General features: G+C 62.8%; 10 protein-coding genes and 1 pseudogene. 3 read left to right on the forward strand and 8 right to left on the reverse strand.

What is annotated here, in order from left to right; genetic code table 11:
* Positions 1 to 7 precede the first annotated feature (7 nt).
* Positions 8 to 709, forward strand: a complete 702-nt coding sequence (locus IVA88_RS14640) for a fumarylacetoacetate hydrolase family protein (RefSeq protein ID WP_247497932.1) — start codon at positions 8 to 10, stop codon at positions 707 to 709.
* A gap of 76 nt (positions 710 to 785) precedes the next feature.
* Here IVA88_RS14640 and IVA88_RS14645 read toward each other — a convergent pair whose 3' ends face one another.
* Positions 786 to 1,244 carry a nuclear transport factor 2 family protein gene (locus IVA88_RS14645; protein WP_247498021.1) on the reverse strand — a complete coding sequence of 153 codons (459 nt, stop codon included), beginning with the start codon at positions 1,242 to 1,244 and terminating at the stop codon, positions 786 to 788.
* A 128-nt stretch (positions 1,245 to 1,372) separates the two neighbouring features.
* On the opposite strand from IVA88_RS14645, the gene IVA88_RS14650 reads away from it, so the two are divergent.
* Complete coding sequence (locus IVA88_RS14650) at positions 1,373 to 1,915, forward strand: hypothetical protein (RefSeq protein ID WP_247497933.1); 543 nt, start codon at positions 1,373 to 1,375, stop codon at positions 1,913 to 1,915.
* Positions 1,916 to 1,945: 30 nt separating this feature from the next.
* On the opposite strand, the gene IVA88_RS14655 is transcribed toward IVA88_RS14650, so the two are convergent.
* The 6 genes from IVA88_RS14655 to IVA88_RS14680 form a co-directional block, all read right to left on the reverse strand.
* Complete coding sequence (locus IVA88_RS14655; RefSeq protein ID WP_247497934.1) at positions 1,946 to 2,875, reverse strand: aspartyl/asparaginyl beta-hydroxylase domain-containing protein; 930 nt, start codon at positions 2,873 to 2,875, stop codon at positions 1,946 to 1,948.
* Between the two features lie 132 nt (positions 2,876 to 3,007).
* Positions 3,008 to 3,163 carry a hypothetical protein gene (locus IVA88_RS14660; RefSeq protein ID WP_167768006.1) on the reverse strand — a complete coding sequence of 52 codons (156 nt, stop codon included), beginning with the start codon at positions 3,161 to 3,163 and terminating at the stop codon, positions 3,008 to 3,010.
* Between the two features lie 211 nt (positions 3,164 to 3,374).
* A complete protein-coding gene (locus IVA88_RS14665) occupies positions 3,375 to 4,835 on the reverse strand; it encodes an NAD(P)/FAD-dependent oxidoreductase (protein ID WP_247497935.1) in 1,461 nt (486 codons plus the stop codon).
* A gap of 161 nt (positions 4,836 to 4,996) precedes the next feature.
* A complete protein-coding gene (gene ahcY, locus IVA88_RS14670) occupies positions 4,997 to 6,418 on the reverse strand; it encodes an adenosylhomocysteinase (RefSeq protein WP_247497936.1) in 1,422 nt (473 codons plus the stop codon).
* Between the two features lie 129 nt (positions 6,419 to 6,547).
* Positions 6,548 to 7,744 carry a methionine adenosyltransferase gene (gene metK / locus IVA88_RS14675; protein WP_247497937.1) on the reverse strand — a complete coding sequence of 399 codons (1,197 nt, stop codon included), beginning with the start codon at positions 7,742 to 7,744 and terminating at the stop codon, positions 6,548 to 6,550.
* Positions 7,745 to 7,804: 60 nt separating this feature from the next.
* Complete coding sequence (locus tag IVA88_RS14680) at positions 7,805 to 9,160, reverse strand: hypothetical protein (protein WP_247497938.1); 1,356 nt, start codon at positions 9,158 to 9,160, stop codon at positions 7,805 to 7,807.
* A gap of 175 nt (positions 9,161 to 9,335) precedes the next feature.
* Between IVA88_RS14680 and IVA88_RS14685 the strand changes: the two are divergent.
* Positions 9,336 to 11,048, forward strand: a pseudogene (locus IVA88_RS14685) (caspase family protein); the annotation flags it as partial.
* Positions 11,049 to 11,191: 143 nt separating this feature from the next.
* On the opposite strand, the gene IVA88_RS14690 reads toward IVA88_RS14685, so the two are convergent.
* Positions 11,192 to 12,310, reverse strand: a complete 1,119-nt coding sequence (locus tag IVA88_RS14690; RefSeq protein ID WP_247497939.1) for a cobalamin-independent methionine synthase II family protein — start codon at positions 12,308 to 12,310, stop codon at positions 11,192 to 11,194.
* Between the last annotated feature and the right edge of the window lie 10 nt (positions 12,311 to 12,320).

The following is a 12,320-nucleotide window of genomic DNA, read 5'->3' on the forward strand; positions in this document are numbered from 1 at the left end:
CCACTTCATGAACGCCGCCTCCTACGTCATCCCGCTCCCAAGTCAGCCGTCGCTTCCCGTGGTGGGGGAAAGCGGCCGTTATCCCGTGCGCCGCATCTGGTGCGTCGGCCGCAACTATCTCGAGCACATCCGCGAGATGGGCAATGACGAGCGCGCCCCGCCGTTCTTCTTCGCCAAGCACGCCGACATGCTGGTGCCCGACGGCGCCACCATTCCCTATCCGCCGCTGACCAAAGATCTCCATCACGAGGTCGAGCTGATCGTCGCGATGAAGAGCGGCGGGCTGAACATCCCCGCCGACAAGGCGCTCGACCATGTCTATGGCTATGCCGTCGGCATCGACCTGACCCGCCGCGACCTCCAGATTGCCTCGCGCAAGAAGGAGCGTCCGTGGGAGATCGGCAAATCGTTCGACTATTCGGCGCCTTGCTCCGCGGTGCAGCCGGCGTCGAAGATCGGCCATCCCGCCAAGGGCAAGATCTGGCTCACGGTCAACGGCAAGGAAGCGCAGAAGGGCGACCTCACCGAGCTGATCTGGAACGTGCCTGAGATCATCTGGCAGCTCTCGCAACAGGTGAAGCTCGCCGCGGGCGACATCATCATGACGGGCACGCCGGCCGGCGTGTCGCAGCTCCAGCCCGGCGATAAGCTCGAATGTGGCGTCGACGGCGTCGGCACGCTGAAGGTCTCGATCGGCCAGCCTGAGTAAGGCTCACCGTGGCTTGAAATAGGAAGGCCCCGGACATGTCCGGGCCTTTTGCATGTCGATCGCGAACGATGCCAATCTACCAGGCCTTCACCGACCGATTGGCGTGGCTTGCCTGGGGCACACCGCGATTGAGCGACATGTGGGAATGCACACACAGCCAACCATCGGCATTGCGGGAAAACACCATGGTGGCGCGGCCTGGCCGCGGAAACGGGCTGCCATCGGGATGATAGCCCGTGCTCGTGAACGGCGCGATCACGGTTGCCATCGCGCCGTCGGGTGATGCCAGGACCGAAGTTTGCTCAATCACGAATCGGAAGTCGGTCGTCTTCGGCCAGACGTTGTCCCATTGCGTCGAGACCCATTGGTCAAGACCGGGGATGACGTCGTTGTGCGTGCCGAAGGCCAGCACATCCGCATGGAAGAGCGGACGTGCCGAGGCGTAGTCGACCTCGCGGACATAGCCCGCGAAGGTTTCCAGCCACGCGCGGAAAAACTGCACCACCTCAATGTTCGCAACTAGTAACGGGGCCATTGCCTGCTCCAAGTTCGACCGCTCAATCAGGTAATCTTGTTGCCATGGGGCGAACCATCCAGCAAGATAAGTGGTGAGCACCGGTGGAGATCGATCACGAACCGGGCCGATTTCATGGAGCCAGACTCATGAGGCGCCTTCTCCTCCTTGCGGCCACGCTTATCGTCTCGTGCAACGTTGCCGGCGCGCAGTCCAGTCAGCCCTATGCTGGCCTTGAGCATCGGCCCATCAAGGCATTGTCGCACCAGCAGATCGACGATCTTCGAGCGGGACGTGGCATGGGCCTGGCGCTTGCCGCCGAGCTCAATGGATATCCCGGTCCGAGCCATGTTCTTGAGTTCGGTGATCGGCTTGATTTGACCGCGGATCAGCGCATCCAGGTTCAGCGCCTCTTCGATGCCATGAAGCAAGAGGCGGTCCCGCTGGGTAACAAGCTGGTCGAGCAGGAAACGGAGTTGGACCGGCTCTTCTCCGCCCGCGTCGTAACATCGGAGTCACTCAAGGCGACCCTCGTTGCCATTTCGGAAACCCAGGCACTGCTCCGCGAAAGCCATCTCAAATATCATCTGTCGACAGCCGCCTTGCTCGATCAGAGCCAAATGCGGCGATACGCGGAGCTGCGAGGTTACCAACGCCCCGATAGCTCCGAAGGACAGAAGCACCATCACTAGAAAATGCTGACGGTTCGCATGCGAACGCGATCACCTCAAGGCCGACAGCACGAAGAGGCCGAGAATCACGACCGTCAGCGAATATTTCAGCACGTAGTAGACCTTGCGATTCCACGCCTTGATCTTGCGGCTCGCAAGATGGATCTCGTAGAGCTTGCCGAACACCTTGTTGAGCACGCCGACGCTCTCGCCGTCGACGTTCTGGGTTGCCGACGCCTTGACGATGTGGTGGCTGACCCAGCGGTTGATCGCGGTTAGGAAGCCGTACTTCATCGGACGCTCGACGTCGCAGAACAGGATGATGCGGTTGACGTCGGTCGCATTCTCCGCGCTGTGGATGAAGGTCTCGTCGAACATGAAGGCCTCGCCGTCGCGCCAGACGCATTCGACGCCGTCGACCAGGATGCGGCACTTGTTCGAGTTCGGCGTGACGAGGCCGAGGTGGTAGCGCAGCGAGCCGGCGAAGGGATCGCGGTGGGCGCCGAGCTTGCCGCCCGGCGGCAGCATCGCGAACATCGCGCCATGCACGATCGGGATCGAGTTGAGCAGCTCCACCGTCTTCGGGCACAGCGTGCGCGCCGAAGGCAGGAAGTCGTCGTACCATTTCAGATAAAACCGCTTCCAGCCGCTCTTGAAGAACGAGTAGAAACCCCAATCATTATTCTTCGCCGCGGCACGAATGAAGCCTTCGTCGAACAGGCGCACGGCCTCCTCGCGGATCGCTTCCCAATTTTCGCTGAGCAGCTTCAGCTCCGGAAACTGCTCGACCGGGATCACCGGCCTGTTCGGCACCGCCGAGCCCGCATACATCAGCACGTTGTAGGGCGAGAGATAGGTGGAGTGATCGCCCAGCTGGCGCGCGAAGCGCAGCCGCTGCTTGCCCCGGAAGTGGATGTAAATCGTCGAGGCCGCAAGGATATAAAGAATGACCAGTTGCGGTGCAAAAAGCTGTTTCAGCATCTCCCCGTACCCCAGCGATCCAACCGGGAACGTGATCTACCCCGACACCGCCCGAGCGGCAAGATATTCACCGGTGGGTTGCAATCACACTCCGGAGAGTAAGGTTGGGACCTGCAGCTGAAGCGAGCCGAATCAGACCCGCGACAGCGCCTGCAGGCCCTTGAAGGTCAGGCGCTTGGGGTCGGTGACGCCGGCGAGATACAGGCGGCGGATGAACGCGATCACGGCGTCGCGGTCGCAATCGGTCAGCGCCACGACGGCGTCGACCGCGATCTTCTGGGCTTCCATTGGGCTTACCTCGGCCTTGCGAGTAACCCCGGCCGACACAGGCTAGGACTCCGCGGTTAATCCGGCGTTAACCGTTCGGGCAGCATCGCCGATTCAGCCGAGCGGCCGTATACGCAAAACAACGCATTGCCGGACGGCGGTGCTGGCACTCGCGGTCGATCTTGGCCAGGCGCTCACCACGCGCAAGGCGCAACCGCGGGCGACGGCGCGATCAGGAATACTGCATGACACCGTCGTCGATCCGGCCGAAGCGCAAGGAGACGATGTCGAGGGCGTAGTTCTGGTAGAGCCGCCAAGGCTGCTTCGAGCCCTGCTTCGGCATCATCGCGACCGAGCGCTGCACATAGCCAGAGGTGAAATCGAGCGAGGGCTGCGCGGTGATCGCCGGATCGTCATTATGCGGCATGCACTGCCGGAAATTGTGCCGGTCCATGTAGTTGATGAGCCGGCAGACATATTCGCAAGTGAGATCGCATTTCAGCGTCCATGATGCGTTGGTGTAGCCGAAGGCCGAAGCCATGTTCGGCACGTCGGCATACATCATGCCCTTGTAGGTCAGCGTATTGGCAAAATCGACGGCGCGGCCGTCGACGCTGACGTCAAGGCCGCCGACGACCTGGAGCACTAGCCCCGTCGCCGTCACGATGATGTCGGCGGCAAGCTCGCTGCCGTCCTTCAGCCGAATGCCATCGCGGGTAAACGTGTCGATCTCCTTCGTGACCACGGAGGCGCGCTGCTCGCGGATCGCCTTGAACAGGTCACCATCAGGCACGAGGCAGAGCCGCTGGTCCCAGGGATTGTAGCGCGGCGTGAAATGGGTGGCGACGTCGTAGTCGGAGCCGAGCGCCATCTGCACGCCCTTGAGAACCAGCTCCTTGACCTTCGCAGGACGGCGCCGGCTGAGCTGGAAGAAGAACATCCCCCACATCACGTTGCGCCAGCGGATCAGATGATAGGCAAGGCGCGTCGGCAGATTGCGGCGCAATTTATTGGCGACGGGATCCTGCGCCGGACGCGACACCACATAGGTCGGCGAGCGCTGGAGCATGGTGACCTGCGCAGCCGTCGTGGCGAGCGCCGGCACCAGCGTCACCGCGGTCGCGCCCGAGCCGATCACGACGACGCGCTTGCCCGCACAGTCGATGTCGTCAGTCCAATTCTGCGGATGCACGATGCGGCCGGCGAAATCCGCGACGCCCGGAAACTCCGGCGTGTAACCCGCCTCGTATTTGTAATAGCCCGAGCACATGAACAGAAAATTGCAGGTGAAGCGCACGGTCTCAGTCGCGCCCTCGCCCGTGATGCACTCGGCCTCGACGGTCCAGCGCGCCTCACTCGTTGACCACGCCGCACGCTTGACACGATGGTGGAAGCGGATGTGCTTCTCGATGCCGTTCTCGGCCGCGGTTTCGCGAACGTAGTTGAGGATTTGCGCGCCGTCGGCGATCGCCTTCGGATCGGTCCATGGCTTGAAGGAATAGCCAAGCGTGAACATGTCGCTGTCGGAGCGGACGCCGGGATAGCGAAACAAATCCCAGGTGCCGCCGATGCAGTCGCGCCCCTCGAGGATGACGTAGCTCTTGCCCGGGCATTTGGTCTGAAGATGATAGCCCGCACCGATGCCGGACAGGCCGGCACCGACGATCAGCACGTCGAAATGGTCTTGGGACATGGTTCCCTCCGCCGCCAAGGATTGTCCGCTCGCGGACGTTGCGCGTCAACCGGCAATCGGCTCGATCACAACCGCAACGACAGGCGCTCCGTCGTCATTAAAACAACGAAGCCCCGGATCGCTCCGGGGCTTCGTGTCAACAATGGATTCGAACCAGCGTCTCAGTAGCGGTAGTGATCCGACTTGAACGGGCCTTCCTGCTTGACGCCGATGTAGTCGGCCTGGTCCTTGCGCAGCTCGGTGAGCTTGACGCCGATCTTGGCGAGGTGCAGGCGCGCGACCTTTTCGTCGAGCGACTTCGGCAGCACGTAGACTTCCTTCTTGTACTTGCCGTCCTTGTTGTTGGCGAAAAGCTCGATCTGCGCCAGCGTCTGGTTGGTGAAGGAGGCCGACATCACGAAAGACGGATGGCCCATCGCGTTGCCGAGGTTCACGAGGCGGCCTTCCGACAACAGGATGATGCGGTGCTTGTCGGGGAATTCGATCTCGTCGACCTGCGGCTTGATGTTGGTCCACTTCAGGTTACGCAGACCCGCGATCTGGATCTCGTTGTCGAAGTGGCCGATGTTGCAGACGATGGCGCGATCCTTCATCGCGCGCATGTGCTCGATCGTGATGATGTCCTTGTTGCCGGTCGCGGTGACGAAGATGTCGGCGCGCGGCGCGGCGTCTTCCATGGTCACGACTTCATAGCCTTCCATTGCCGCCTGCAGCGCGCAGATTGGATCGACTTCCGACACCATCACGCGGCAGCCGGCTTGGCGGAGCGAGGCGGCCGAGCCCTTGCCGACGTCGCCGAAGCCAGCGACCATCGCGACCTTGCCCGACATCATCACATCGGTGCCGCGGCGGATGCCGTCGACCAGCGATTCACGGCAGCCATAGAGATTGTCGAACTTCGACTTGGTGACGCTGTCGTTGACGTTGATGGCCGGCCACAGCAACGTGCCGGCCTTCTGCATGTCATAGAGACGATGCACACCCGTGGTGGTCTCTTCGGAAACACCCTTGATGCTCTTGGCGATCTCGGCGAAGTAGCCCTTCGGCTTCTCCTTGAGCTGCTTCTTCAAAAGCGCGAAGAAGACTTCCTCTTCTTCCGAACCCGGCTTGTCCAGGAACTTGGTGTCGCCGTTCTCGGCCCGCAGACCGAGATGGACGTACATGGTGGCGTCGCCGCCGTCGTCGAGGATCATGTTCGGGTGACCGCCGCCGTGCCAGTCGAACAGCTTGGCGGTGTAGTCCCAGTATTCGGTAAGGCTCTCGCCCTTGACGGCGAAGACCGGAATGCCGGCGGCTGCGATCGCCGCCGCGGCGTGGTCCTGCGTCGAATAGATGTTGCAGGAGACCCAGCGAATGTCGGCGCCGAGCGCTGCCAGCGTCTCGATCAGCACACCGGTCTGGATCGTCATGTGCAGGGAGCCGGCGATGCGCGCGCCTTTCAGCGGCTGCTTCGGGCCATACTCTTCGCGCGTGGCCATCAGGCCGGGCATCTCGGTCTCGGCGAGCGAGAGCTCCTTGCGGCCGAACTCGGCGAGCGAAATGTCCTTGACGATGTAATCGGTGAAGCCGGGCTTCGCGTTCATTGCGGGCGTCCTGTTGTTGAATTGGTCATTCCGGGACGGCCCGAAGAGCCGTACCCGGAATATCGATGTGATGACTAAGTATCCCGGGTTCGCTCGCTCACGCGAGCGCCCCGGAGTGTCGCACGGGAACTAGACCGCGCGCTTGAGCGGCTCGACGAGATCGGTCTTCTCCCAGGAGAAGCCACCCTCGTTGTCCGGCGTGCGGCCGAAATGGCCGTAGGCCGAGGTGCGCGCGTAGATCGGGCGGTTGAGGTCGAGATGGCTGCGGATGCCGCGCGGCGTCAAATCCATCGCCTCTGCCGCCGCTTTTTCGAGCTGGTCCTCCGGCACCTTACCGGTGCCGTGGGTATCGATGTAGATCGACAGCGGGCGCGCCACGCCGATAGCGTAAGCGAGCTGCAGCGTGCAGCGGTCGGCGAGACCGGCCGCGACGATGTTCTTGGCGACGTAGCGCGCCGCATAGGCGGCCGAGCGGTCGACCTTGGTCGGATCCTTGCCAGAGAACGCACCACCGCCATGCGGGGCCGCGCCACCATAGGTGTCGACGATGATCTTGCGGCCGGTCAGGCCGGAATCGCCGTCGGGACCGCCGATGTAGAACTTGCCGGTCGGGTTGATGTGCCAGATGGTCTTCGACGTGATCCAGTCCTTCGGCAGCGCCTCGCGCACATAGGGCTCGACGATGTCGCGAATTTGCTTCGACGAGATATCCTCGACCAGATGCTGATGCGACACCACGATCTCGCGCACGCCGACCGGCTTGCCGTTCTCGTACTGCACCGTGACCTGGCTCTTGGAGTCAGGACCCAGCACCTTCTCGCGGCCGGAGTGGCGCGCTTCCGAGATGAGGCGCAGGATCTTGTGGGCGTAGAAGATCGGCGCCGGCATCAGATCCGGCGTCTCGTTGGTGGCGTAGCCGAACATGATGCCCTGGTCGCCCGCGCCCTCTTCCTTGACCTCGCCCGGCTGCAGCGCATCGACGCCCTGCGCGATGTCAGCCGACTGCGGATGCAGCAGGATCTCGATGTCGGCCTTCTCCCAGTGGAAACCTTCCTGCTCGTAGCCGATGTCCTTGATAGCAGCGCGAACGACGCCTTCGATCTGCTCGTTGGTGACGGATGCGGGACCGCGGGTCTCGCCAGCGATCACGACCTTGTTGGTGGTCGCGAGCGTTTCGCAGGCGGCGCGAATTTGCCAGGGATCGATGCCTGCTTTCGGTCCTTCCCGGTAGAACAGATCGACGATCTCGTCGGAGATCCGGTCGCACACCTTGTCCGGATGGCCTTCGGACACGGACTCGCTGGTGAAGAGATAGGACGCGCGCATCAGTAACCCCTTGTTCCGCCGCTAGCTGGCGGGCGTTGCGATATTTAGCTTTGAATGATGTCAATCACGCCGGCGTGAGATGACGTAGGATTCGTCGAGAAACCAGAGCCCATTGTACTTTCGCAGCACGTCCCTGGCGGCATCCAGAGTGCGGCCGTTTTGAGTCATTTCCGTCAACCGGTCGTCCTCAATCTGAGCGACATACACCGCCGCATTCCAGGCTGCAAAGGCTGTCGAGGTTCCGATAGTGCCTGTCACCTCGTTGGGCAGCGCTTCCATATCATACCTGAAGATCGAGCGGTTATCTGCGTAAGCATTAAAATTTAGGTCGCGGCCCACCGAGCCGAGCTCGTACTTCACCGCGCGCAATAGCTCATGACGGCTCACCGAGAAAGGATTTTCTCCGGGCCAGATTGCCTGGATCATTTCCATGCCCGGATCCTGGCCGTGGGAGTGAATTCCGATCAGGCGGCCGCCTGCCCGCAAGGCCCGCGCCAGGGGCGCAATGATCCGTTTTGCCCGAAAATTGACCGAAGACAGCGCGCGGTATGGCTGGGATGCAATAACGAGGTCGAAATTGGCCTCGGTCTGGCCCGGCCGCGGAATGGTCGAATCGAGCAAAAACCGCTGGTCTTCGCGGTAGAGCACCAGCACGACAGGCCGCTCATACAGCGGCATGCCCGTGCGCGGGCTGATCGCCGCGCGCCAATTCTGCTCCAAAAACGGCTTCAGCTCCGCGATCTGGGTCTCGAACTCGCCCGAGGAAGCCCCCCGCAGGGGCACCTCGTGCCAGACGGTCGCGGCGGCCGCCGCGGGCGATGCCGGCGTGAGCCAGGGCGCCTCCGCGTACAACATATTGGTAAAGACGAACACCGAGGCCGGATGCTCGAAAATGCGATCCGGCACCTTCTCCAGCGTCAGGCGGAGATCCTCGAGACTGAGCTCCTTGCCGGCGACATAGAACGGCATGTGCGGAAAGCGCTGATGCATCGAGCGCAGTACGCGCGCCAGCACCGTGCCGTCCCCAACGCCCGCGTCGAACACGCGCAGTGCCGGGGGCCGGGGATGGATGCTGGCAAGCTCCAGCGCCACGCGCTCGGCGACCACCCGCTTCTCGCTGCAAGTGTGGACGAACAGCAGGTATTTCTGGCGGTTCTCAAAAAAGCGAAAATTGCCGCGCGGATCGCGCTTTTCCGGGGGCACCTGAAGTCCCCGCGGTGGCGGCACGCCGCCGGCCATCGATGCGGCCATGTAAGCCTGGATCCGGTCCAGCGTGTCGATGGTGATGCGCTTGCCCTCGCGCAGGCGGTGCACGAGTTTCCCATCGTTCACCGCACGTCGGCCAAACGTCGATTCCGCCATGTCCGCCTTGCGGCAGAACTCAGTGATTTGGCTCAGGATTTCGTCGTTTTTCATCAGTGGGACGCGGTGGGCAGAGGGGTTGGGTACCGCCTCGTAGCAAAATCTGCCCACTGAGGGAATAGGGGATCGAGGCATCCGGGTTCGCCGTTGTGCACAACAGCGAGGCCGTGAACCAGTGCCCCCTGCCGGGCAACAAAACAGACGCCTCTCCCTCGACGGGACCACCGCCATGCGCCGCCTCCTCGCCGCACTCTGCCTGCTCGCTGCAACCCCGTGGTCGGCGCCGGCATTTGCGCAGGCGCGCAGGCAGCTTGGGCCGCTCTGCACCAGCGACACCACGCCGGCAGACCAGATGATCGACGCCTGCGCTAAAATCATTGCGCTGAAGGTGTTCAAGGGCGAGCAACTCGCGACGGTCTACTTCTGGCGCGCGGTGGCCTGGAACAAGAAGGGCGATTACGCCAAGGTCATCACTGACGCCACGGAAACGATCCGGCTCCAGCCGAACCAGGCGGCCTTTAATCTCAGGGGATCGGCCTATTACGACAGAGGCGAGTACGAGATCGCGATCGCCGATTTCGACGACGCGCTGAAGCTGGGCCCGCCGAGCGGTATCATCTTCCACAATCGCGGCAATGCCTGGCGCGGCAAGGGCGACTACGCCAAAGCCATTGCCGATTACGATATGTCGATCAAGGCCGATCCCAGATCGGCGTTCTCGTTCCAGAACCGCGGTATCGCGAAGGAGGCACTTGGTGATTTCGACGGCGCGCTGACCGACATCAATCAGGCGATCCGGCTCGACCCGACGCTACCGCAGCCGCTGATCAACCGGACCGCGATCTGGCGTGTCAGAGGCGATTACGATCGCGCGATTGCGGACGGCAGCGAAGCGATCCGACTCGCGAGGGAGAAGCCGCCCGTCAACATCATGACGCCGCCGAAGAGCGTGCTGATCTCGGGCTACACCCATCGCGCGCTCGCTTATGAGGCAAAAGGCGACTACGCGCAGGCGCGAGACGATTACAAGGCGACGCTGGCGATCGCGGCTGCCGATGCCGGCAGCAAGGCCAATCAGGCGACCGCAAAGGTGCGGCTGTCGCTGGTCACCGGCGCAAGCGTGCCGATCCCGCGCGATGCGCCGTCACCGACGACGGAGCCGGCACAGGCACCAGCTCCCCAGCAGACGGGTGCCGCGCCCCCCTCGCCTGTTCAGGCCGCGCGCGGCACGCGCATGGCGCTGATCATCGGCAATGGCGCCTATGCACACGTCAAGGCACTACCCAATCCGCCCAATGATGCGCGCGCCGTTGCGAAGAGCCTGCGCAACATCGGATTCACTGTGTCCGAAGGCGTCGATCTCGACCGCGCGGCGATGCAGCAGATGACGCGTGGCTTTTTGCGGGAGGCGGCGCGGGCGCAGGTCGCGGTGGTCTACTATGCCGGCCACGGCGTGCAGATCGACGGCCGCAACTATCTCATACCCGTCGACGTCGAACTCAAGCCGGGCGCAAGGATGACTGACGCGATGATCGACATGGACACGATCATGGCCGGTCTCGACGACCAGGTCCGCACCAATATTTTGATCTTCGATGCCTGCCGCAACAATCCAATGGCACAGCAGGTCGCATCGGCCGACATCAACCGCGGCATCGAAGCTGCCTCGGGCCTGGCGGCGCCAACGAGTCTCGGAGCCGGTGCGACGCTCGGCGCCGGGACGCTGATCGCTTTCGCCACTGCGCCGGGCCAGGTCGCGCTCGACGGCGAAGGCGCCAACTCGCCGTTCTCCGCCGCGCTCTCCCGCCATCTCGGCACGCCCGGCCTTGAGGTGCAGCAGATGCTGACGCGGGTGCGGGCAGAGGTGGTCTCGACCACGAAGAACAAGCAAGTGCCGTGGTCGAACTCGTCGCTGCTGGGCGAGGTTTATCTGGCGGAGAAAGTAAGGACGGCCTCCATGCAGGCCGTCATCGCCCGGACTTCACCGGACGATCCAGTAGTCCATAGACAGCGAGAGATACGGGAAAGCTGCGGCTTACTGGATTCCCCGCCTGCGCGGGGAATGACAGCGGAGCCAACGAGGCCTTATTGGCCCCACACTTCCTTGGCGATCTCCACGGCGAGGCTGAGCTTGGCCCACTGCTCCTCTTCGGAGAGCACGTTGCCCTCCTCCGTCGACGCAAAACCGCACTGCGGGGAGAGTGCAAGCTGCTCCAGCGGGGCGAACTTGGCGGCCTCTTCCAGACGGCGCTTGATGTCATCCCTCTTCTCGAGCTCACCGAACTTCGAGGTGATGACGCCGACCACGACGACCTTGTTTCCCTTGGGCAGGAAACGCAGCGGCTCAAAGCCACCGGCGCGATCGCTGTCGTATTCGAGGAAATAGCCGTCGTAGTTGGTGCCGGCGAGCATGGTCTCGGCAACCGGCTCGTAGCCGCCTGACGAAATCCAGGTCGAACGGAAATTTCCGCGGCAGACATGCGTCGTCACCACCATGTCGGCCGGCTTCTCGGCCAGCGCGTAGTTGATGATTCGCGCATAGATCTGCTGCAGACCCTCGGGATTGTCGCCCCGCTCGCGCGCCTTCTGCAATTCGTCCGGCGAGCAGAGATAGGCCCACACGGTGTCGTCGAACTGGAGATAGCGGCAGCCGGCGTCATAGAACGCCTTCACGGCCTTGCGGTAGGTCTTGCCGAGGTCTTCGTAGAAGGCGTCGAGATCGGGATAGACGTCCTTGGAGATCGCCTTGCGGCCGCCGCGGAAGTGCAGCACCGCCGGCGAGGGGATCGTCATCTTGGCGGTGACGTGGGCCTGGTCGGTGACCTTCTTCAGGAAGCGGAAGTGGTCCAGCATCGGATGGTCGTCGGGGAAGTCGAGCTTGCCGATCACCCGCACCGCGTCATGCCGCGTCTCGATGCCCGCGAACTGGATGCCCGTGTCGGGGTGGAACATTTCGCAGCCGGTGAGCTTCGCCAGGAAATCGAAATGCCACCAGGAGCGGCGGAATTCGCCGTCGGTTGCGAGCTTCAGGCCAAGCGAAGCCTGCTTGTGCACGACCTTCTCGATCTCCATGTCCTCGATCTTGCGCAGATCGTCGGCCGAGATCTCGCCCTTCTCGAGCCTGGCGCGGGCTTCCTTGATCTTGGCGGGGCGCAGGAGGCTGCCGACCTCGTCAGCGCGGAAGGGGGCTTTGGTTCGCTGCATTTTTGTCTCT

The organism is Bradyrhizobium sp. 149 (assembly GCF_023073915.1).
GTDB lineage: Bacteria > Pseudomonadota > Alphaproteobacteria > Rhizobiales > Xanthobacteraceae > Bradyrhizobium.